A 21,811-nucleotide genomic window follows, 5' to 3' on the forward strand; every position below is an offset into this window, starting at 1 on the left:
AGAGGATTGAGGGCCGCAGCCCTCACCGGCCGCGCCCCCGCTCCCGTGCCCAGTACGCGCCCGTGAGGGCCAGGAAGCGGGTGTTGCCCACCGCGTAGCGCAGGAACATACGGCGTGGCTCCTGGGCCAGACGGTGGAACCATTCGAGGCCGGTCCGCTGCATCCATCGCGGTGCCCTGCTGCGCACTCCCGCCACCACGTCGAAGGAGCCGCCCACGCCGACGACCAGGGCGCAGCCCAGCTCCTGCTGCCGACGGGCGAGGAAGTACTCCTTGCGCGGGCTCGGCACGGCGAGGAACAGCAGGTCGGGGCGGGCCTCGCGGACGGCCGCCACCACCTCGGGCTCCTCGGCCTCGGTCCAGTAGCCGTCCCGGTGTCCGACCACGTCGACGCCCTGCCGGGCGGCGATGCGGGCGGTCTCCCGGACCACCTCCGGCTCCGCGCCGAGCAGATAGACCCGGTAGCCGCCGTGCGCGGCGCTGCGCCACATCGCCAGCATGAAGTCGATGCCCGCGACCCGCTCGGGCAGCGGGCTGCCGAGCAGGCGGCCCGCCCACACGACCGACTGCCCGTCGGCGTTGACGAGCGAGCACGAGCGGATGATGCCCGCGAGTTCCGGATCGTCGTGCGCCTGCACGATCTTGGCGGCGTTCAGCACGACATGCTGGTGGGGGCCGCCGTCCGCGATCAGCGCCTCGGCGGCCGCCACGGACTCCCGCAGGGTGAGCGGGTGGACGGGCAGTCCGCACACCGTCACCGGCCGGCCCGGGCCCCTCGGTCCGGTCGGCGCGTTCTCGTTCACGAGCGGGGTGGTCGGCATGCCGGTCTCCGTTCCGTCAACGCTGCCTGGCCAGGCCCAGGTTCTGCCAGAACCGCACGAACTCCTCGGTGACACGGTCGGGTTCGTAGCGTGGTCGTAGCTCCTCCCAGGCTTTCTGCTGGCGCCGCCGGATGTCGTCGATGTCGTCCACGCACGCCTTGAGGAACCCGGCCACGGACTCCGCCATCGCCCGGACCGGCTCCACACAGCCCTGGCCGAACAGTTCGGCGCTGCCCGGCGACGGGGTCGCCGCGACCGCGCAGCGCGCCTGGAGTCCTTCGAGCAGGACGAAGGGGAGCCCCTCGACCCAGCGGGCCGGCAGGACGAACACATCGACCTTCGACCAGAACGACAGGGCCTCGGACAGATCGAGGACCCCGAGGTCGTCGTCCACGCACGCCATACGGCTGAGCGGTACGTCGTGCCGCATCCCGGCGACCCGGAACTCGACTTCGAGTCCCTCTCTCTTCAGCGTGTCGACCGCCGCGCAGACCAGGTCGAACCCCTTGACCCGGCTCATCGTGCCGATCCAGCCGACGCGCAGCGTCCGGGACGGGGCGGGCTCCGGGGCGGGCGGGGCCGCCGGGGGCGCGGGGTTGCGCAGCACGGTGACCGACGCGGTACGGCACCCACAGGCCCGCAGCTGCTGCGCCACTTCCTCACTGAGCACGATCCAGTGGCATCCGCCCAGCGACGCGCGCAGCGTACGGCTCGCGGCGAGGCGGGCGGGCAGCTGGGCGCCGTGGAGGTGCAGAACCGTGGTCGAGCCGGCCAGCTTGGCCAGCAGTACGAGGAGCACATCGCGGAGCAGGGGCAGGCCCCACTGGGAGACCGGCAGATAGACGGCGCTCGGTGCCGTCCCGATCAGTGTGCGGGCGGCCTTGGCGAGGGCCGCCACGGTGGCCGAGGCCTTGGCGGGCCAGGAGGCCGCCAGCCGGTCGGAGCCGTCCCGGCTCGCGGAGAGCGAGATGACCGCCCGAACCCGGCAGCGGCCGGTGAGAACGGGGGTGAAGAACTCGGCCGCCCTGCCCATTCCACCGAGACGCGGACTGTGTCGGAAAACAAGGACGGTCGGCCCGGCGGATCGCCGCGGGAAACGTGGACGGACGGGAAACATTCCCTGTCTCCAGGCATGGGGTGCGGGACTGCGTGGTTCGAGTGAAATCCGAGTGAAATTCCAGCGGGAAGACCAGTGAATCAACCGAAGCATCTGCTCGGCGGAGAAGTCCAGTGCAACACGTCGAAACGCTTTCTTCATACAGTATGCAGGCGTGGGACTTCAGGGATGCGTCACCTGGCGGGCGGCAGGACCGTTATTGCGGACCGGCGTGATATGAATCGACGGAGTTGGCAAAAGGGAGAGCTGTGAGCTTTTTCAACTCCACTCCACAGTTTTATTCCGACTTCGCCGTGGTGTGTGCCGCCGTATCCGTCGTCGGTGTTCTGGTGCTGGCCATGTGTCTGCGCGGGGTGGGCTGGCTGCTCTGGGCGGTCTGCCTGGTGCCGCTTTTCCTGCTGTGCAGGACGTACGCGACGGTGGGTGTCGCCCCGTTCTACGCCCTGGACGTGCTGGCCGCCTTCGCGCTGCTCGCGACCCTGCATCAGTGGGGGCCGAGGGTGTTCTCGGAGAAGCGGTTGCGCTGGTTCCGCGCGGCCGCGGTGGGGCTGGCGGTGATGACGTGCCAGGCGGTGTACCGAGGGATGGCCTCGGGGTACCCAGAGGCCCTCAAGGGCCTGATCCTCGGCTTTTATCCGGTCCTCGGATGGTGTGCCGCGACCTGGTTCCTCACCCGGCCCGCGCACGAGGCTGTGCGATGGCGGTGGGTGCTGTACGTGCCGACCGCCGGGCTGCTGCTGGCGGCGGCCCTCCGGGTCCCGCTGCCCGCCGCGGCCTGGGGGCTCTATCTGGCGATCGCCGGCGCGTTCGGTGCACAGCTGAGGCTGCGGGGAAACAGCAGGCTGCTGCTGTGGACGCTGGTCGGGGCGGCTCTGATGACCGCCATCGCGAGCAAGCGGGGCCCGCTGCTGGCGGTGCTGGCGGCCATGGCGGCCACCACACTGGCCGGGCGGGCGTACCACCGGCGCGCCCGCCGTCTGCCCGTGCTGTCGTGGGGCATCGCCACGCTCGGGGTGGTCGGCGTGCTCGGGTTCACCCTCTCCGGGCAGGACGTCTCCGGTATGCCCGTGGTCGGCGGTCTCGCGGCCCGGGTGTCGCGGTCCCATGACACGAGCACCGAGGCCGGCGCGAACGTCGAACTGCGGCTGGAGATGTGGAAAGAGGCCCTCCGGGAGGTCCGGGAGGATCCGCTGCTGGGCGCGGGGGCCGGACATCCCATCGAGGTGGTCGAGAACGGCAAGCATCTGAATGCCCCCCGGGCCGGGCCGCACAACTCGTTCGTCGGGTACCTCTACTACCTGGGCTGGCCCGCGGGCATCGCCGTGGTCCTGCTCGTCGCCGCGACCCTGCGCCGGACCTGGCGGGCCCGGCACCACCCGGCGGCCGCGTCCTGGTTCGGGGCCACGGTGGGGGTCTCCGTCACCGCGTTCACCAACGTCGCCTTCGAGACCACGTACATCGGACTGCCCTCGTGGATGGTGCTCGCCTGCGCCTATGCGCTGGTCGGCGTCCCGCGGGGCGACGGGGTGGCCGTCGGCGGTACCCGGGCCGCGGTACTCTCCGACCGCTCCCGCACCGGACGTCCGCGGCCCGCGCCGGCGGTGATGCCCGTCTCCTCCTGACCCTCCGGGCGGGCACAAAAATGTTTGCGAATCCCGGTGAATACGGCCGCACGGGGGATGTGCGGCCATGATCGCGGAGGGATTCCCGAAATATTTCCTAGGCTGTGCTCGGGGGGAAGGTGCGAACCGGCCGTCCGGAAAAGGGAAATGAAAATACGGTCAGCCGTCGAATCGCCGAATCGCCCGCCTCACCCCAGGGAGTGTGAGTGACAGCCAGGAAGGCGCTCATCACCGGAATCACCGGCCAGGACGGCTCCTATCTCGCCGAGCTGCTCCTGGAAAAGGGTTACACCGTGCACGGGATCGTCCGGCGTGCCTCCACGTTCACCACCAGCCGTATCGAACACCTTTACCAGGATCCGCACGATCCCGACGCCCGGCTGTTCCTGCACTACGGCGATCTGACGGACGGCAGCAGGGTCGCGGGTCTCCTCGAACGCGTGCAGCCCGACGAGGTCTACCACCTAGCCGCCCAGTCGCATGTGCGGGTCTCCTTCGACGAGCCCCTGTTCACCGGGGACACCACGGCGCTCGGCACCACCCGGCTGCTGGAGGCCATCCGCACCACCGGCCTGCCCTGCCGCTTCTACCAGGCCTCCAGCTCCGAGATGTTCGGCGCGTCGCCCCCGCCGCAGCACGAGGGAACCCCGTTCCACCCGCGCTCCCCGTACGGGGTCGCGAAGGTCTACGCGTACTGGATCACCCGTAACTACCGTGAGGCGTACGGCCTCCACGCGGTCAACGGCGTCCTCTTCAACCACGAGTCGCCGCGCCGGGGGCCCACGTTCGTCACCCGCAAGATCGCCACCGCCGCGGCCCGCATCAGGGCCGGACTGCAGGACACCCTGTATCTGGGCAACCTCGACGCGCGGCGGGACTGGGGCTACGCCGCCGAGTACGTCGACGCGATGTGGCGGATGCTGCAACAGGACGAGCCCGACGACTACGTCGTCGCCACGGGCAGCAGCCACAGTGTGCGCGACTTCGTCGAGCACTGCTTCGCCCATGTCGGCCTGGATTGGCGGGAGCATGTGCGCTTCGACGAGCGGTATCTGCGCCCCGCCGAGGTGGACGACCTCGTCGGCGACGCATCCAAGGCCGCACGCGTCCTCGGCTGGCGGCCCGCCGTGCGGGCGCCGGAGCTGGCGCGGCTGATGACCGACGCGGAACTCGACGCCCTGCGGGGCGGCGAGCGGTCCTTCGCGGCGACGATCCCCGCGCCGGCCCAGGTGCCGGCCGTCCACGGGCGTTAGGCGGGAGTGCCGTGGCAGCCCCGCGCCCGCCGCGCGGTCTGAGTCCGGCCGGACGGCCGCCCGGGGTCGCGTCGGTTCCCGCGGCCCGCGCGCCCGAAGGGGCGGGCGGCGCGCCGAGGCCGCGGTTCGCCGGTGCCCTCGTCCGGTCGATCGGCGCGCGAGCCGTGACCCTCCCCGTCACCGCGGTGACCAATCTGGCCCTCGCACACACCGTGGTCGGCGCCGCCGGGGTGCCCGGCTACGCGCAGTTCGCCCTGGTCACCACCCTGCCCGCGGTGCTGCCCCTGACGGATCTGGGCGCGGGGGCCGCCATCACGGAGGCCGTCGCCCAGGACACCTCGCGCGAACGGCGCCTGGTGCGCGGCGCGGTCCTCACCTCGGCGCGCAATCTGATGTGCGCGGGAGCCGTCATCGCCGTCCTGGGCGTGACACTGGCCCTGTTCGGGATGTGGGACACGCTGCTGGGGGACGCGGCGCAGCCCGGCTCGGACCTGACGGTCGCCGTCGCCGCGGTGCTGTTCGGGTGCAGCATGCCGCTCGGGCTGAGCAGATCCGTGCTGCTGGCCGTGAACCGCAACGACGTCGCGTTCCTGCTCCAGGGCGCCGGCAGCGTGCTGCTGCTCGCGCTCGTCCTGCTCGCCGCCCGACTGGGTGCCTCCACCGGCGCGTTCGTCGCGGCGGCTTTTCTCTCGCAGTGCCTGGTGAGCGCCGCCGGAGGGGTGCTCGTCGGCCGGTGTCTCGGGATGCCGCTGCTCGGTATGACCGTGCGCAGTGTGCGCGCGTCGGCGGTGCGGGAGCGGGCGCCCATCGCGCGTCTGGCCCTTCCCATGACCGTCATCACCGCGGCCACCGCCGTCGCCTACGCCACCGACCGGCTCGTCCTCAGCCACACCGCCGACGCGGCCGCGGTGGCCGGCTACTCGGCTGGCGCCCAGTTCTTCGCGCCGGCGAGCAGTCTGCTGGGCGCGGCCGGGCTGCCGCTGTGGGCGCTGTTCGCCCGCCGCAGACGCTCGCCGGGCGCGCCCCGGCGGCAACTCGCCGCCTTCACGGTGTGTTTCGCCGCGGGCAGCCTGGTCGTGGGCGCCGGGATCGTCGTGCTCGGGCCGCTCGCGGGCACCTGGATGATGCACGAGCGCATCCAGGTGGGAACCGGCCTCATGGCCGCGTTCGCCGCGCTGCTGTTCGTGCAGGCGGTCGCCTGTCCGGCCACCATGTGGGCGACGGACGAGGCGGGGCTCCGCTTTCAGGCGGTCGCCTGCAGCCTGATGGCCGTGGTGAACCTCGCCGTGTCCATCCCCCTGGCGCGTCTGGGAGCGGAGGGCCCCGTCATCGGCTCGGTCGCCGCCTACGCCCTCATCGTGCTCGTCCCCACCCTGTTCCGAGCCTTCCGCCCCTGGACGGCGCCGCCGTCGGCGCGAGGGCACCACCGCGTGTCGCCGCAGAGGTCCTCACCGTGATCAAGCTGATCAAGTCCACCTTCCACCGCGAGGCCGAGACCCGGCGCGCCCTGGCCGAGTTCGTGCTCCGCGAGGACGTGCTGAGCATGAACGAGCAGTGCCGGGCGTTCGAGCAGGCCTTCGCCGCCCGGCAGGGCCGCCGGCACGCCGTCTTCGTCGGCAACGGCAGCGTGGCCAACCTGCTACTGATCCAGGCCCTGCTGAACGAGGGCCGGCTCCGCCGCGGCGACCGGGTCGGCTTCTCGGCCCTGACCTGGCCGACCAATGTCATGCCGCTCATCCAGCTCGGCCTGGAACCGGTGCCGGTCGACTGCGAGCTGGAGACGCTCAACGTGTCGCCGGACACCGTGGAGCCGCATCTCGCCGGTCTGCGGGCGCTGTTCCTGACCAACGTCCTCGGGTTCTGCGACGATCTGCCCGCGCTGCGGGTGATGTGCGACGACCATGGTGTGCTGGTGCTGGAGGACAACTGCGAGGCCCTCGGGTCGCGTACGGCGGGCAGGCTGCTCGGCAACTTCTCGCTCGCCTCGACGTTCTCCTTCTTCGTCGGCCACCATCTGTCCACCGTCGAGGGCGGGATGGTCTGCACCGACGACGAGGACCTGCACGAGCGGCTGGTGATCGCCCGGGCGCACGGCTGGGACCGCAATCTGCCGCCGGAGCGGCAGGCGCGGCTGCGGGCCGACGCCGACGTGGACGACTTCCACGCCAGGTACACGTTCCACGATCTGGCGTCGAACTTCCGGCCCACCGAGCTCAACGGGTTCATCGGCAACCGGCAGATCCCGTACTGGGACGAGATCGTGGAGGCCCGCGCGGCCCACTTCGCGCGCTTCCGTCAGGCCATGGCGGGCAACGCGGACGTCCACCAGTACGAGCTGTCCCACATGGACCTCGTGTCCAACTTCGCGATGCCGGTGGTGTGCCGCACACCGGAGCTGGCCGGGAAGTACCGTGCCGAGTTCGAGGCGGCCGGGGTGGAGATCCGTCCGGTCATCGCCGGCGACATCACCCGGCAGCCGTTCTACCGCCGTCATGTCCCCGGCACCGCCGATCGCCCGGTGGCCCGGCTCGTGCACACCAACGGCTTCTACTTCGGCAACAACCCCGACCTCACCGAGGACGAGATGGCCACGCTGTGCGAGCTGCTGGGGGGATGAGCGACATGACGGACCGGCGGGCACGGATCTACGTGGCCGGTCACACCGGCATGGTGGGCGCCGCCGTCGTACGGCGGCTGCGCGCGGCGGGGTACGACAATCTCCTGCTGCGGACCCGCGCCGAACTCGACCTCACGGACCAGGCGGCCGTACGGGACTTCATGGCGGCGCACCGGCCCGCGTACGTCGTGGACTGCGCGGCCAGGGTCGGCGGCATCAAGGCCAACATGACCCGTCCCGCGGAGTTCCTCTACGAGAACCTCCAGATCCAGAACAACCTGATCTGGTCCGCCCGGGACGCGGGGGTGCAGACGTTCCTCTTCCTCGGCAGTTCGTGCATCTACCCCCGGGGATGCCCGCAGCCGATGCGGGAGGAGTACTTCATGACGGGCCGTCCCGAGCCGACCAACGAGGCGTACGCCTACGCCAAGATCGCCGGGATGAAGCTGTGCGAGTACCTCCACGAGGAGTCCGGCAGGAACTTCGTCTCCTGCATGCCGACCAACATCTACGGTGAGGGGGACAACTTCGATCCGGAGACCTCCCATGTGATCCCGGCCCTGCTGCGGCGGATGCACGAGGCCCGCGAGGCCGGGGCGCCGGAGGTCGTGATCTGGGGGACCGGGGACAGCCGCAGGGAGTTCCTGCACGTCGAGGATCTGGCCGACGCGGTGCTCTGGCTGCTGATCCACCACCGCGCCAAGCGGTTTCTCAACGTGGGAACGGGCCAGGACATCTCCGTACGGGAGCTGGCGGAGCGGATCCGGCGCCTCGTCGGGTACGAGGGCGCGCTGGTCTTCGACGCGTCCAAGCCGGACGGCATGCCGAGGAAGGCGCTGGACGTGTCCGCGCTGCACGCGGCGGGCTGGCACCACCGGATCGGCTTCGAGGAGGGCCTGCGGCGCACGTACGACTGGTATCTCGCCCAGGTCGCGCGCACCGGGGTGCGGGCGTAGGCGGCCGGGGCCCCTCCCCGGTCAGATCAGGCCGCATCTCGTCGTCGCGCCCCACGCCTTGCTGACCCCCTGCGCCAGGGGCCACCAGCACGACTCCAGGCGCAGCGCGGTGGGGCTCAGATAGCGGCGCATGACACGGCGCCCCTCGTCGTCCGGGGAGGCGCAGGTCACGGTGAGGGAGGTGGAGTGGACCCGGAAGCAGCCGAGGACCCGCGGCAGGTACACCATGCCCCCGCCCCGCCGCAGCCGCAGATGCAGGTCGAAGTCCATGGCGTAGCGCAGCTCCGGATCGAGCATGCCCGCCCGCAGCACGGCGCTGCGGCGATAGAGGGAGCCGGGCTGGCCGACGAAGTTCTGGCCGTACCGGGAGAGCCAGGAGGCGAAGGCGCCCGGACGCAGTGTGTACAGGGTGCGGTCGTCGGCGTCGATGACCCGCAGCCGTCCGTAGACCATGGCGGCCCGGGGAGCCCGGTCGAGCACGGTGCGGGCCGCGGTCAGGCTGTCCCCGGTGAGCAGGTCGTCGTCGCCGAGCCAGGCCAGATACTCCGTCCCGGCGTCCCGCCAGCCCTGGTTGACCGCGTTGCTGAGCCCCCGTCGCTCCTCCACGAGGAAGCGGCACCCGTGACGCTCGGCCGCGGCGCGCAGACCGTCCTCGGCCCGGGCGGGTCCGACGAGGACGACCTCCACCGGCTCGCGCTGCCGGCCGACGGAGGCGAGGCACTGTTCCAGGTACTCGGGGCGCTCCCCGGTGGTGGGCACCACCAGCCGGACTCGCGGAGCGGTTCGGGAATTCATCTCCTGTGCGCCTTTTCTGCTCGGCTTTTCTCGGCCTGCCGCGGCCGGTCCATAGGTAGAGCTACACCGGATCGGACGGCCCCCGTGCCCGACACGGCCTGTGCCCGCTGAAAACGATTCGTTCGGAACAGGTGCGGCGCGTTTGCGCCCGTAGGCGAAAGGGCCAGGGCCATGCTGTCCGGGCCTTTTCGTTTTCCGTGGAAGACCCTCAGTCAATTCACCAGCGGCACATTTTCGGAAAGGAATTCTTCTGGTGTTCTCCACTGTGTGCGTGATCGGTCTCGGCTATATCGGACTCCCCACCGCCGCCGCGCTCGCCACGAACGGGATCGACGTCGTCGGCGTCGATGTGAACCCGGCGACCGTCGGCCTCATCAACGCCGGCCGTGCCCCCTTCGTCGAACCGGACCTGGCCGTGGCCGTCAGCGGCGCCGTCGCCATGGGGCGGCTGCGGGCGACGGGGGTGCCCGAGCCTGCGGACGCCTTCATCATCGCCGTCCCCACCCCGCTCCAGGACGACCGCACGGCGGACCTGTCGTATGTGAGGGCGGCCGCGGCCTCGGTGGCACCCGTGCTCAAGCCGGGCGACCTCGTGATCCTCGAGTCCACCTCGCCGCCCGGCACGACGGTGGAGCTGTCCCGGTGGCTCGGCAAGCACCGGCCCGATCTGTCGTTCCCGCACGAGTCGGGTGAGGTGCCCGACGTGCGGGTCGCCCACTGCCCGGAACGGGTGCTGCCGGGCCGCACGATGATCGAGATCGTCACCAACGACCGGGTCGTCGGCGGGGTGGGGGAGGGCTGTGCCGAGCGGGCCCGGGCGCTCTACGACGTGTTCACCAAGGGGGAGTGTCTGCTCACCGACGCGACGACGGCGGAGATGGCCAAGCTCAGCGAGAACGCCTTCCGGGACGTCAACATCGCCTTCGCCAACGAGCTGTCCATGGTCTGCGACCACCTCGGTGTCGACGCCGGTGACGTCATCGCCCTGGCCAACCGCCACCCCCGGGTCGACATCCTGCGTCCGGGGCCGGGCGTGGGCGGGCACTGCATCGCCGTGGACCCCTGGTTCATCGTCGGCACCGCGCCCGGGCAGTCCCGGCTGATCCGGCTGGCCCGCGAGGTCAACGACGGGCGGCCCGACTATGTGCTGGGCGAGGTCGTCCGGACGGCCGGCCGGTTCAAGGACCCCGTGATCGCCTGCCTCGGCCTGTCCTTCAAGGCGAACATCGACGACCTGAGGGAGAGCCCTGCCCTGCACATCGTCACTCAGCTCGCCGAGCGCCAGGTCGGCCGGCTGCTCGTCGCCGAACCGCACATCAGGGAACTGCCGGAGTCACTGGCACGCATGGGCACCGTCGGGCTCGTCGACGTCACCACGGCCGTGCGGGACGCGGACGTCGTGGTGCTGCTCGTGGACCACGACGCCTTCCGCGGCGTCCGGCGCACCGCGCTGCGCGGCAAGGCGGTGTTCGACACCCGCGGCTTCTGGCGCTGACGCCCGCCCGCCCGCGCCGCACTCCGCGGCATCGCACGAAGCGGAGTCCGGCGCGGGCGGGAACCCCCTGGAACCCGGCACAGGGCGGAACTCCTCGGCAGGCGGGCACAGCCCGAGCCAGTGCCCGACGGCCCGCACGGTGCGGTCGGCGGCGCGCCCGTCGCCGTACGGATTGACGGCCTTGGCCATCGCCGCGTAGGCCGCCCGGTCGTGCAGCAACCGGCGCACCTCCTTCACGATGCGCTCGCGGTCGGTGCCCACCAGCCGGGAGGTGCCCGCGCGCAGGGCCTCGGGACGTTCCGTGGTGTCCCGCATGACCAGTACCGGCTTGCCCAGTCCCGGCCCCTCCTCCTGGATGCCGCCGCTGTCGGTCAGGATGAGATGCGCGCGGTTCATCAGCCGGGCGAAGGCGCCGTAGGGCAGCGGCTCGGTGTGGCGTACGCCCTCCAGACCCGCCAGTTGCGGCAGGATCGCGGCCCGCACCACCGGATTGGGGTGGAGCGGCAGCACGATGAGCAGTCCGGGCTCGCTGCGGGCCAGATCGGCGAGGGCACCGCCGATGGACTCCATGCCGCCGCCCCACGACTCCCGGCGATGGGCCGTCACCAGCAGCACCCGGCGGGGGAGGTCGTCGAGGTCGGCGAGGGCCGGGTCCCCGTAGTGCGCCGTACGTCCGACCGCCCAGCGCAGGGCGTCGACGACGGTGTTCCCGGTGACCACGACCGACGACGGGGGGACGCCGTCGCGCAGCAGGTTGTCCCGCGCGTGGGCGGTGGGCGCCAGATGCAGGGACGCCAGCTGCGTCGCGAGCCGGCGGTTGATCTCCTCGGGGAAGGGCGCGTACCGGTCGTCGGTGCGCAGCCCCGCCTCCAGGTGCACCACGGGAACGCGGTGGTAGAAGGCGGCGAGCGCCCCGGCGAACGCGGTCGTGGTGTCGCCCTGGACCAGCACCGCGTCCGGCCGCTCCCGCTCCAGCACGGGGCACAGTCCCGCCAGGACCCGCACGGTGATGTCGGCGAGGGACTGGCGCTCGGTGAGGATGTCGAGGTCGTGGTCGGCGCGGATGCCGAACAGCGCGTGCACCTGGTCGAGCAGCCCGCGGTGCTGGGCGGTCACCGTCACCGTCGGCTCGAAGAGCGGAGACCTCTCGAGGGCCTCGATGACGGGGGCCATCTTGATGGCCTCTGGTCTTGTTCCGTAGACGACCATGAGCCGTTTCACGGGAGTCCTCCTTCCGCATGGCGCCGGACCGCTGCCGGGGCGGCACTGCACGGGCGGCCGTGCCGTCCCGGAGCGGAGGAAGCGCTCTCTTCGGCCACCAGCGAATCGCTGTTCGGCTACGGCGCCCGCCATGCCGGGGGCGTGTTCACTCGGCCGAATGGAGATGTTCGGCCGTCTGGTCCGCCCGGCGGGACAACGGCCACGCTCCGTCACATCGCCGTCCATACAGTGCGGTGGCCCACGTACCGCTCCCGAGGCGGGCGCTTTCCCTCCCGTAAAGGCAGGAAATGAAAACAGTCCTCCTGTCCCCGCGCACCGGTGCCATCACGGTGGGAGACATTCCCGCCCCCGAGGCGAGCCCAGGGACGGTGGTGATCCGCAACGAGTGGTCGCTCATCAGCGCGGGTACGGAGCGGGCCACGGTCTCGACCGGAGCGCAGAGCCTGATCGGCAAGGCGCGGCAGCGCCCGGACCAGGTGGCGCAGGTGATCGACAGTGTGCGGCGCACCGGCCTCGCCGAGACCTACCGAACCGTCAGGGAGCGCCTGGACCGCCCGGTGCAGCTCGGCTACTCCTGCGCGGGCACGGTGCTGCGGGCGGGCGAGGGCGTCGAGGACCTCCGCCCCGGGATGCGGGTCGCCGCGGCCGGGGCCCGCTACGCGTCGCACGCGGAGATCGTCGCCGTGCCCCGCAACCTCGTGGTCCCGGTGCCGGACGGGGTGGACAGCCGGTGGGCCGCCTTCGCCACCGTCGGCGCGATCGCCCTCCAGGGCATCCACCAGGCGGAGGCGGTGCCGGGGTCCCGGATCGCCGTCATCGGCCTCGGGCTGGTCGGCCAGATCACCCTTCAACTGCTGTGCGCCTACGGCTACGACGCGGTCGGCATCGACCCCGACCCCGCCATGGTGGCGCTGGCCGAGTCGGCGGGCCTCGTGGCCTTCCCGCGGGGCGCGGACGGTCTGCCGGGCGCCGTCCTGCGGCACTGGGCGGGCGCCGGCGCGGACGCGGTGCTCATCACCGCCGCCACCGCCAGCTCCGACCCTGTGGAGTTCGCCGGTCAGCTCGCCCGGGACCGGGCCACCGTGGTCGTGGTCGGCGACGTGGGCGTCGTACCGCCGCGGTCGTCGTACTACCACAAGGAACTGTCGATCCGTTATGCCCGCTCCTACGGTCCCGGCCGCTACGACCCCCGCTTCGAGGAGGGCGGCCACCCCTACCCGGAGGGCTATGTCCCGTGGACGGAGCGCCGCAATCTCGCCGAGGTGCTGCGGCTGACGGCGGCCGGAGCGCTGGACCTCTCCCTGCTGAACCCGCGGATCTTCCCCGTCGAGGAAGCGGCCGACGCCTACGAGGCGTTGAAGCCGTCGTCGCCCGGCGGCCGCGGTGTCGCCCTGCTGCTGCGCTACGCCGGAACGGCCGAGCTGCCGGATCCGCCCGCCGCCCCGCCCGCCGCCCCCTGGACCGTCCCCCGGGGCGCGCTGCGCCTGGCGGCGATCGGCGCCGGCAACTTCGCCACCAGGACGCTGTTTCCCGAGCTGAAGCGGCAGCCCGGCGTCGCCTTCTCCTGGGTCGCCGGCGGACGGGGGCTGTCCGCCGCGCACCAGGGGCGGCGATGGGGATTCCGTACCGTCGCCGAGAGCGTCGAGAACGGTCTCGCCTCCGGTGACGCGGACTGTGTGATGGTGCTCAGCCGCCATGACAGCCACGGCCGGTACGCGGCCCGGGTGCTGCGCGGCGGCGCCGCCCTGTACTGCGAGAAGCCGCTCGGCCTGACCGAGACGGAACTGGAGGACGTGGCCGACGCCTGGCTGGCCTCGGGCGCCCCGGCGATGGCCGGGTTCAACCGGCGGTTCGCGCCCGCCGTGCGGGACCTGCGGGCCGCGCTCCCCACCGGGGCTCCCCTGCAAGTGGTCTACCGGGTGTTCGCGGGCCGGCTCCCCCCCGACCACTGGTACTTCGACCCCCGGCAGGGCGGCCGTCTGCTCGGCGAGGTGTGCCACTTCATCGACACGGCGGGCTTCCTGGTACCGGGCCGGCCGGTCGGGGTGCGGGCCGTCGGCGTGGACGGGCGGGACGCGGCCGCCGCGCAGAGCGTCACCCTCCAGCTGACGTACGACGACGGCTCGGCCGCCAGTGTCGTCTACGGGGGACTGACCCCGCCGGGCGCGCCCAAGGAGCTCCTGGAGGTCGCCTGCGACGGGGTGGCGGCCAGGATCGACGACTTCCGCTCGCTGACCGTGTGGAAGGGGGGCAGGGCGGTCACGACGGCCTACCGCGGCGGGCCCAAGGGACACGCGGCCGAGATGCGGGGCCTCGTCCGGCTGGTGCGGGGCGAGGCCCTGGGCGAGGCGGCGGCCGCCGCCGACTTCCCGTCGGCGCTGTGGAGTTCGCTGGTGGCCTGTCGCGCGGTCCGCTCGCTCACCGAGGACCGCGTTGTGGAGACGGATCCCGCCACCCCCGCGCTGGCCCGGGCGCTGGGCTGCCCGGTGCCCGGGCCCGGAGCCGCGGCCGGGGTACCTAAACCCGGCGGCCCCGCCGCGGCCACGGCGGTGACCTGATGTGCGGCTTCGTCCTGCTGCTGAACCAGGCCGCGCGCCGCCGGCGGCCGTCGGACCCGGACCCGTGCGCGGCGCTCGCGCACCGCGGGCCCGACGCCGAAGGCCATCTGGTCCTCGACGGCGGCGACTGGCGCGCGGAGCTGCACTTCCGCCGGCTGGCCGTGGTGGACCTCGACCCGCGCAGCGACCAGCCCTTCGGCTCCCCCGAGCGGGGGGTGCTGGTCTACAACGGCGAGATCTACAACGTGCCCCGGCTGCGCCAGCTGCTGCGCGGGCGGGGGGTGGTGTTCACCACCGAGGGCGACACCGAGGTCCTCTACGAGCTTCTGCTGCAACCGGACGCCTCGCGGCTGCTCGACCAGGTGGACGGGATGTTCGCCTTCGCCCTCGTGCTGCCCGACGGCGAGGTCCGCTACGGGCGCGACCGGCTGGGCGTCAAACCCCTGTACGCGGCCTCGGACCCGGGGGGCCGGCTGGCCGCGCTCGCCAGTGAGATCGAACCGCTGCGGGCCGCCGGTCTGGCCGGTGGCGCCGATCCGGTCGCGGTGGCCCAGGGCGCCATGTTCCTGTGGACACCGCCGCCCCGCACCGGCTGGCAGCGGGTGCGTGCCGTACCGGCCGGGACGGTGCTCGCCGTACGCGCCCCCGGATATGACGAGGTGTCGGTGCACTGGCGGGCGGGTGCCACCGCGCCCGTCGTGGACATCGGCGCGGCGGTGCGCACCGCGGTCGCCCGGCAGCTGCGCGCGGATGTGACGGTGGGTCTGCTGCTGAGCGGGGGCCTGGACAGCACCTGGCTGGGTGTGGAGATGGCCCGGCACGGCTTCGCGGGGCCCTCCTTCGCCGCGCGGCCCCGCACCCCGGCGGCCGGCGCGGAGCCGTTCGAAGACGACGCCCCCTACGCGGCCCGGGTGGCTCGCCGGCTGGGGCTGCCGCTGACCTGGGTGGACCTCGACGTCGATGTGCTGCGCCGGATCCCGGAACTGGTCACCACCACCGAGGTGCCCTTCGGGGACCCCGCCGCCGTCGCCTTGATGCAGCTCTCGCACGCCGCCCGCGGCAGGGCCACCGTGCTGCTGTCGGGACTAGGGGTGGAGGAGCTGTTCCTCGGCTACGAGCGCTACCAGGCCGTCCGGCTGCTGCAGCGCTTCCCCGCGTGGGCGCGCCCCGCCCTCAGCGCCACCGGCGCGGTCCGCGCGCCCCGCCGCTACCAGGGCCGCGCGGACAAGTTCGGGCGGCTGCTCCAGCTGGGCGCTCGCGACTGGTCCTGGGCGACGCAGGCGTACTACTCCGGACGGGAGTGGGCGGCGCTGTCCCCGCACGTCGGCCTCGACGCGGTCACCGAACGGCACCGCGAGGTGGCGGGCGGCGTCCTGGAGGCGGGCGGCACCCCGCTCGCCGCGCTGGCGGAGTGCGACCGGCGGCTGTTCCTGCCGGGGCTGAACCTGCTGTACGCGGACCGGGCGTCGATGCGGGCGAGCGTGGAGCTGCGGGTGCCCTTCCTGGGCGAGCCGGTGGTGGCCGCCGCATTCGGAGCCGTCGCCGAGGACCAGTTGCGGCTGGGCGACGGCAAGGCGCGCTTCCGCGCGGCGGCGGTGGCGTCCGGGGTGCCGCAGTTCGTCGCCCGGCGCCCCAAGACGGGGTTCGGGGCGCCGGTGCGGTCGCTGCTGCGGGAGCACGGGACCCGGCTGTGGCGGGAGGTGCGGCGCTCCTCGCTGTTCGACGACGTCTTCGACCGGCGGACCGCGGACCGGCTCGTCGCGCAGCACGTCCAGGGCCACCGCGACCGGGGGCTGGCGGTGTTCGGTCTGCTGTGCGCGGCCGTGTGGTGGGAGCGGAACGCGGTGGCGGGCGCGGGACGGGCCGCGGACGTCCTGTCGGGCTACGAGGCGGCCGCCGTCGGCTGACCCCCGGGCGCGGTCGGCTGCGGTCCGTCCCGCAGGACGCCGTGCAGGGCGGTCAGCGCGTCCAGCAGGGGCGCGGCGCTCCAGCGGGGCGACTCCCACAGGGCCCGGTTCCCCCGGGAGTGTCCGGCTGGCCGGCCGAGGGCGGGGTAGCGGTCCACGACGGCCGCCAGCACGGCGCACGCGAACTCGGGGGTGGCGAGGCCCCTTTGGGCCGCCCAGGCCGCCATCCGTACCGCCGTCGCGTCGTTGTTCGGGTCGCGGCGGGGCCGGCCGTCCGCGAAGTAGCGGGGCAGGGGCCCGTCGAAGAGGTCCCGCAGATAGTGGCGGGCCCCTCGTTCGAGAGGGGCCGTGACGTCCATGCCGAGCCGGGTGCTCGCCTGGTGCAGGCGCAGCAGCACATATCCGGTGTGGAAGCCGTCCACCCAGTCCAGGTTCGGGCGGTCGCCGTACGGCCAGGAGCCGTCGGCGCGCTGACCGGCGAGGCTCACCTCGACCGCGTCGCAGGCGGCGGCGGCCAGCCGGTCCGCCAGGCCGTCCGGCAGACTGCCGGCGCGCGACAGCCGGGCGGCGAGCGCGGCGCCCATCAGGTTGGCGTTGTGGACCAGGACGCCGCTGGCGGGGGTGTAGGTGAAGAACTCGCCGTTGTGCAGGTGCTCCAGCAGCGCGTGGGCGAGGGCGAGCACGGCCGGGCCGTCGAGCGTCCCGGTGTCCAGGCAGCCGTCCGCGCAGAAGGTGGTGGCGACCAGGTTGGGGACGGAGGCGGGGTAGTGGGCCCAGCGGGTCTGCACATCGAACTCGTAGCGCCACAGCCCGGCGTGGCGCCCGGACAGCTGCTCGGCCGCCGTCCGCCGGCCCAGCCGCAGGGCGCGCTCGTGCCAGGCGGGGGAGGCGGCGAGCCGGGCGCAGGCGCTCGCGGCGGTGCCGGTGGCCGTCGCGGTGCGCAGGGGACGGATGCCGAGGAGGGGGCGCAGGTCGAACGGGCTGCGTTTGACGGTCTGCAGCAGGCCCTGCCGGAGCACGCGGTGCACGGCCGCCCGCCCCAGCGGCCCGGTCAGCCCGTCGTACGGGTCGGGGCCCGCCCAGTCCCGGCCGTCGGCCCAGGCGAACAGCCGCTCCGCGAGGGTGCGGACCTCCGTGCTGTCGTACGGCGTCCGGAGACCGGCGGGTGCGGCGGGCAGCCCCCGTCGCGGGGAGTCGGCGGAGGCGGTGGTCGGCGGCATGAGCCCTCCCGGGAAGATCGCCGGTGCTGTGCGGGTGTCGTGGGCCGCTGTCGCGGCTCAGTAGGCGCCGGTGCCCGCCAGCACGGCGCGCACCGTCCGGACGAGCACCCCGGCGTCCAGGGACAGGGACCAGTTGTCCACGTACCGGAGGTCCAGGGCGACGGTCTCGTCCCAGGACAGATCGGAGCGGCCGCTGACCTGCCACAGGCCGGTGAGCCCGGGTTTGACGGCCAGTCGGCGCAGTTCCACCTCGTCGTAGCCGGCGACCTCGTCGGGCAGCGGCGGTCTGGGGCCGACCAGGGACATGTCCCCGCGCAGGACGTTGAACAGCTGGGGCAGCTCGTCCAGGGAGTAGCGGCGCAGCACCCGGCCGACTCGGGTGACCCGGGGGTCGCGGCGCATCTTGAACATGCGGCCGTCGTTCTCGTTGGTTCCGGCCATCTGGGGCCGGAGCCGCTCGGCGTCGGCGACCATGGTGCGGAACTTGGCCATGGTGAAGGGCACCCGGTCGCGGCCGACGCGGGTCTGCCGGTGCACGACGGGGCCCGGCGAGTCGAGCCGTACGGCGAGGGCCACCGCCGCGAACAGCGGGGAGAGCAGCGCGATCAGCAGTGCCGCGCCGAGGCGGTCCGTCACCGCCTTCAGCAGCGCGCGCGGCCCCCGGCGCGCCGGCGGGGCCACGTTCAGCAGGGTGAGTCCGGCCACGGAGGAGACCCCGACCCGGCGTCCGGCCACGTCGGTCAGGCCCGGTACGACCACGAGCGGGCACTGGGCGCCGTGCAGGGCCCAGGACAGCCGCCGCAGCCGGACTCCGCTCAGATGCGGTCCCGGCACGACGACCACCACGTCCACGTCGAGCCGCCGGGCCGCCTCCAGCACCGGCGCGGAGTCGGCCGACATGCGCGGCGGTGTCTGTCTGTCCAGGCGGGCGGCGACCGGGGCCAGGTCGTGCGGGTCCTCGTCGCCGATGGGGCACACCCCGACGACGACGAGCTCGTGGTCGGTGCGTCGGGCGAGATGGCTCACCAGACCGTCGACGGCCACCGCCTCGCCGATCACCAGGGCCCGGCGGACGGCCTGGCCGGTGCGGCGCCGGACGAGCAGATGACGGTGGATCAGTGTGTGCACGGCGGCACTCGCCGGGGCACACGGGACGAGGGCGGCCAGGGCGAGGAGGAAGGGGGACTCCTCGCCCGTCGCCGCCCGGACCACCGCGAGCAGTCCGACCAGCACCGGCCAGTCCTGCAGCGCGGGGCCGACGTTGTCGCGCTCGCCGAGCCGGCGCCGCGCGTAGCGGTCGCGTGCGGCCCGTACGAGCAGCCAGGCCAGGGCGGCCACGATGGCGTACGCCGTCGCGTTCCTGCCGTCGGCCGGGGCGAAGGCCGCCCAGACCGGCGCTCCCGCGGCGACAGCGTCGCCGAGGACGGCCGCGGGCGCGTACCAGGCGGGCTTGCCGGTGCGGCGCCCGGCGGGTGGCTGTTCTCGGATGACCTGCGTTCGTGCGGGTCTCGTCGTCGGTGCGTGGGGCATTGTCTCCCCGAACAGCCACATGCGCCCTCCAGGAGGATCGGAAAGGACGAATCGAGTCTGTACGGCTGTCAGTGGGGGAACGGGCCGCGACGCGGGCGACGGGGAAGTCTCACCCGATGAGCAGAGCTTCGGAGCGCAGGTCCGGGGCACCGGGGACACGGGCGAGTGCGCTGTGGCGGCGGCCGGCGCACGCACGAGGGGCCGGGGTCGCCCGGCTGGCGACCCCGGCCCCTCGTGACGGTGGGCGGACGGGCTACTTCACGGGCTCCGGCTCCGGCGCGTTCTCCGTCTCCGCCTCGCCCGCCGGGTCGACCGGCGTCCTGACGGAGTCGAGCAGCAGCTGGGCCACGTCCACGACCTGGACGGACTCCTTGGCCTTGCCCTCGTTCTTCTTGCCGTTGACCGAGTCGGTCAGCATGACGAGGCAGAACGGGCACGCCGTGGAGACGATGTCGGGGTTGAGGGAGAGGGCCTCGTCGACGCGCTCGTTGTTGATGCGCTTGCCGATCCGCTCCTCCATCCACATCCGGGCACCACCGGCGCCGCAGCAGAAGCCGCGCTCCTTGTGGCGGTGCATCTCCTCGTTGCGCAGACCCGGGACCTTGCCGATGATCTCGCGCGGGGGCGTGTAGATCTTGTTGTGGCGGCCCAGGTAGCACGGGTCGTGGTAGGTGATGATGCCCTCGACCGGGGTGACCGGGACCAGCTTGCCCTCGTCGACCAGGTGCTGGAGCAGCTGGGTGTGGTGGATGACCTCGTAGTCGCCGCCGAGCTGCGGGTACTCGTTGCCGATGGTGTTGAGGCAGTGCGGGCAGGTCGCGACGATCTTCTTCGCCGACCTCGGCTTCTTCGACTCCGCGGTGACCTTGCCCTCGTCGTCCAGCTCCTCGCCGAACGCCGTGTTCAGGGCCATGACGTTCTCCATGCCGAGCTCCTGGAACAGGGGCTCGTTGCCCAGGCGGCGGGCGGAGTCACCGGTGCACTTCTCGTCGCCGCCCATGATCGCGAACTTGACGCCCGCGATGTGCAGCAGCTCGGCGAAGGCCTTCGTGGTCTTCTTGGCGCGGTCCTCCAGGGCGCCGGCGCAGCCGACCCAGTACAGGTACTCGACCTCGGTGAGGTCCTCGATGTCCTTGCCGACGACCGGGACCTCGAAGTCGACCTCCTTGGTCCACTCCAGCCGCTGCTTCTTGGCCAGGCCCCAGGGGTTGCCCTTCTTCTCCAGGTTCTTGAGCATCGTGCCCGCCTCGGACGGGAACGCGGACTCGATCATCACCTGGTAGCGGCGCATGTCGACGATGTGGTCGACGTGCTCGATGTCGACCGGGCACTGCTCGACGCAGGCGCCGCAGGTGGTGCAGGACCACAGGACGTCCGGGTCGATGACGCCGTTCTCCTCGACCGTGCCGATCAGCGGCCGCTCGGCCTCGGCGAGAGCGGCGGCGGGCACGTCCTTGAGCTGCTCGGCGGAGGCCTTCTCCTCGCCCTCCATGGTCTTGCCACCGCCGGCCAGCAGATAGGGGGCCTTGGCGTGCGCGTGGTCGCGCAGGGACATGATCAGCAGCTTCGGGGAGAGCGGCTTGCCGGTGTTCCAGGCCGGGCACTGCGACTGGCAGCGGCCGCACTCGGTGCAGGTGGAGAAGTCCAGCAGGCCCTTCCAGGAGAACTGCTCGACCTGGGAGACGCCGAAGACGTCGTCCTCGCCGGGGTCCTCGAAGTTGATCGGCTTGCCGCCGGAGGTCATCGGGAGCAGGGCGCCCAGGGAGGTCCCGCCGTCGGCGTTGCGCTTGAACCAGATGTTCGGGAACGCCAGGAAGCGGTGCCAGGCCACACCCATGTCGGTCTTCAGGGCGACCGTGATCATCCAGATGAAGGAGGTCGCGATCTTCAGGCCCGCGAAGAAGTAGGTGAGGTTCTGGAGCGTGGAGACGTCCATGCCCTTCAGCCACGAAACCACGGGGTACGAGATGAAGAACGAGGCCTCGTAGCCGTCGACGTGGTGCTGGGCGCCCTCCAGCGCGTGCAGCATGAAGATGCAGACGCCGACGATGAGGATGACGGCCTCGACGAAGTACGCCTGGCCGAAGTTGGAGCCGGCGAAGCGGGACTTGCGTCCCGGCTTGTTCGGCTTGCTCAGCTGACGGATCACGATCAGGACGGCGATGCCGAGCACCGTCATCGTGCCGATGAACTCGACGAAGACGTTGTACGGCGCCCAGTCGCCGATGATCGGCAGGATCCAGTCGGCCTGGAAGAGCTGGCCGATGGCGTTGACGATCGTCAGCAACAGCGAGAAGAAGCCCACCGCCACGAACCAGTGCGCGACGCCGACGATGCCCCAGCGGTTCATCCGGGTGTGGCCGAGGAACTCCCTGACCACGGTGACGGTGCGCTGGACGGGCTCGTCGGTGCGGGTGCCCGCGGGCACGTTCTGGCCGAGCCGCATGAAGTTGTAGATCTGCAGGAGGGCGCGGGCGAACAGGGCCACGCCGACCACGATCAGAACCAGCGACACGATGATCGCGGCGAGTTGCATTTGGGGGCTCCTCGGGCCTGCGAGGGGGTTTCCTCCGATGTACGTCCTGTGTACTCCGAAGGTGCGATTACTAAGCGGTAACTTATGCAGTCCGTCTGAGACTACCCACTTATGCCGCCGCACTGTAGTGGCGCCGGCGGTGATCTGCGTCGCTGTGGCCCGGC

The 21,811-nt window shown here is 72.3% G+C and carries 14 protein-coding genes and 1 pseudogene; 8 read left to right on the forward strand and 7 right to left on the reverse strand.

What is annotated here, in order from left to right; all coding sequences use genetic code 11:
* Positions 1 to 22: 22 nt before the first annotated feature.
* Both ACFYX0_RS12995 and ACFYX0_RS13000 read right to left on the reverse strand, forming a co-directional pair.
* Positions 23 to 820 carry a WecB/TagA/CpsF family glycosyltransferase gene (locus tag ACFYX0_RS12995; protein WP_388969784.1) on the reverse strand — a complete coding sequence of 266 codons (798 nt, stop codon included), beginning with the start codon at positions 818 to 820 and terminating at the stop codon, positions 23 to 25.
* A gap of 16 nt (positions 821 to 836) precedes the next feature.
* Positions 837 to 1,853 (reverse strand): glycosyltransferase family 4 protein, encoded by a 1,017-nt coding sequence (locus ACFYX0_RS13000; protein ID WP_388969786.1) that lies wholly within the window; start codon positions 1,851 to 1,853, stop codon positions 837 to 839.
* Between the two features lie 332 nt (positions 1,854 to 2,185).
* Here ACFYX0_RS13000 and ACFYX0_RS13005 point away from each other — a divergent pair, with 332 nt between their 5' ends.
* From ACFYX0_RS13005 to ACFYX0_RS13025, 5 genes are all read left to right on the forward strand, one after another.
* Positions 2,186 to 3,559: an O-antigen ligase family protein gene (locus ACFYX0_RS13005; RefSeq protein WP_388969788.1), complete on the forward strand. Its 1,374-nt coding sequence runs from the start codon at positions 2,186 to 2,188 to the stop codon at positions 3,557 to 3,559.
* A 206-nt stretch (positions 3,560 to 3,765) separates the two neighbouring features.
* Complete coding sequence (gene gmd, locus ACFYX0_RS13010) at positions 3,766 to 4,812, forward strand: GDP-mannose 4,6-dehydratase (RefSeq protein WP_388969790.1); 1,047 nt, start codon at positions 3,766 to 3,768, stop codon at positions 4,810 to 4,812.
* An 11-nt stretch (positions 4,813 to 4,823) separates the two neighbouring features.
* Positions 4,824 to 6,269, forward strand: coding sequence for a lipopolysaccharide biosynthesis protein (locus ACFYX0_RS13015; protein ID WP_388969792.1), 1,446 nt, complete (start codon positions 4,824 to 4,826; stop codon positions 6,267 to 6,269).
* Complete coding sequence (locus tag ACFYX0_RS13020) at positions 6,266 to 7,429, forward strand: DegT/DnrJ/EryC1/StrS family aminotransferase (RefSeq protein WP_388969794.1); 1,164 nt, start codon at positions 6,266 to 6,268, stop codon at positions 7,427 to 7,429. The genes ACFYX0_RS13015 and ACFYX0_RS13020 overlap by 4 nt, the downstream gene beginning before the upstream one ends.
* The gene (locus ACFYX0_RS13025) at positions 7,426 to 8,385 is read left to right on the forward strand and encodes a GDP-L-fucose synthase family protein (RefSeq protein WP_388969796.1); all 960 of its coding nucleotides are present in this window, start codon (positions 7,426 to 7,428) and stop codon (positions 8,383 to 8,385) included. The genes ACFYX0_RS13020 and ACFYX0_RS13025 overlap by 4 nt, the downstream gene beginning before the upstream one ends.
* Positions 8,386 to 8,406: 21 nt before the next feature.
* Here the strand turns inward: ACFYX0_RS13025 and ACFYX0_RS13030 are convergent, their stop codons facing one another.
* Positions 8,407 to 9,180: a glycosyltransferase gene (locus ACFYX0_RS13030; RefSeq protein ID WP_388969798.1), complete on the reverse strand. Its 774-nt coding sequence runs from the start codon at positions 9,178 to 9,180 to the stop codon at positions 8,407 to 8,409.
* A gap of 253 nt (positions 9,181 to 9,433) precedes the next feature.
* Between ACFYX0_RS13030 and wecC the strand changes: the two genes are divergently transcribed.
* Positions 9,434 to 10,675 (forward strand): UDP-N-acetyl-D-mannosamine dehydrogenase, encoded by a 1,242-nt coding sequence (wecC, locus tag ACFYX0_RS13035; protein WP_388969800.1) that lies wholly within the window; start codon positions 9,434 to 9,436, stop codon positions 10,673 to 10,675.
* Positions 10,676 to 10,813: 138 nt separating this feature from the next.
* Here the strand turns inward: wecC and wecB are convergent.
* Positions 10,814 to 12,121: pseudogene (gene wecB, locus ACFYX0_RS13040) on the reverse strand (non-hydrolyzing UDP-N-acetylglucosamine 2-epimerase); the annotation flags it as partial.
* A gap of 62 nt (positions 12,122 to 12,183) precedes the next feature.
* Here wecB and ACFYX0_RS13045 point away from each other — a divergent pair.
* Together ACFYX0_RS13045 and asnB are read left to right on the forward strand one after the other, a co-directional pair.
* Positions 12,184 to 14,454 (forward strand): bi-domain-containing oxidoreductase, encoded by a 2,271-nt coding sequence (locus tag ACFYX0_RS13045; RefSeq protein ID WP_388969802.1) that lies wholly within the window; start codon positions 12,184 to 12,186, stop codon positions 14,452 to 14,454.
* A complete protein-coding gene (asnB, locus tag ACFYX0_RS13050; RefSeq protein WP_388969804.1) occupies positions 14,454 to 16,361 on the forward strand; it encodes an asparagine synthase (glutamine-hydrolyzing) in 1,908 nt (635 codons plus the stop codon). The genes ACFYX0_RS13045 and asnB overlap by 1 nt, the downstream gene beginning before the upstream one ends.
* On the opposite strand, the gene ACFYX0_RS13055 is transcribed toward asnB, so the two are convergent.
* From ACFYX0_RS13055 to ACFYX0_RS13065, 3 genes are all read right to left on the reverse strand, one after another.
* Complete coding sequence (locus ACFYX0_RS13055) at positions 16,337 to 17,581, reverse strand: hypothetical protein (RefSeq protein WP_388969806.1); 1,245 nt, start codon at positions 17,579 to 17,581, stop codon at positions 16,337 to 16,339. The genes asnB and ACFYX0_RS13055 overlap by 25 nt on opposite strands.
* 57 nt (positions 17,582 to 17,638) lie before the next feature.
* Complete coding sequence (locus tag ACFYX0_RS13060; protein WP_388969808.1) at positions 17,639 to 19,111, reverse strand: sugar transferase; 1,473 nt, start codon at positions 19,109 to 19,111, stop codon at positions 17,639 to 17,641.
* Between the two features lie 253 nt (positions 19,112 to 19,364).
* Positions 19,365 to 21,647, reverse strand: a complete 2,283-nt coding sequence (locus tag ACFYX0_RS13065) for a (Fe-S)-binding protein (protein ID WP_388969810.1) — start codon at positions 21,645 to 21,647, stop codon at positions 19,365 to 19,367.
* Between the last annotated feature and the right edge of the window lie 164 nt (positions 21,648 to 21,811).

The organism is Streptomyces sp. NPDC002573, from assembly GCF_042889625.1.
Taxonomy (GTDB): Bacteria; Actinomycetota; Actinomycetes; order Streptomycetales; family Streptomycetaceae; genus Streptomyces; species Streptomyces gibsoniae.

Coding starts and splice junctions, on each gene's coding strand:
- ACFYX0_RS12995 (WP_388969784.1), bottom strand. CDS start 820: ATGCCGACCACCCCGCTCGTGAACGAGAACGCGCCGACCGGACCGAGG.
- ACFYX0_RS13000 (WP_388969786.1), bottom strand. CDS start 1,853: ATGGGCAGGGCGGCCGAGTTCTTCACCCCCGTTCTCACCGGCCGCTGC.
- ACFYX0_RS13025 (WP_388969796.1), top strand. CDS start 7,426: ATGAGCGACATGACGGACCGGCGGGCACGGATCTACGTGGCCGGTCAC.
- ACFYX0_RS13030 (WP_388969798.1), bottom strand. CDS start 9,180: ATGAATTCCCGAACCGCTCCGCGAGTCCGGCTGGTGGTGCCCACCACC.
- ACFYX0_RS13045 (WP_388969802.1), top strand. CDS start 12,184: ATGAAAACAGTCCTCCTGTCCCCGCGCACCGGTGCCATCACGGTGGGA.
- asnB (WP_388969804.1), top strand. CDS start 14,454: ATGTGCGGCTTCGTCCTGCTGCTGAACCAGGCCGCGCGCCGCCGGCGG.
- ACFYX0_RS13055 (WP_388969806.1), bottom strand. CDS start 17,581: ATGCCGCCGACCACCGCCTCCGCCGACTCCCCGCGACGGGGGCTGCCC.
- ACFYX0_RS13060 (WP_388969808.1), bottom strand. CDS start 19,111: ATGCCCCACGCACCGACGACGAGACCCGCACGAACGCAGGTCATCCGA.
- ACFYX0_RS13065 (WP_388969810.1), bottom strand. CDS start 21,647: ATGCAACTCGCCGCGATCATCGTGTCGCTGGTTCTGATCGTGGTCGGC.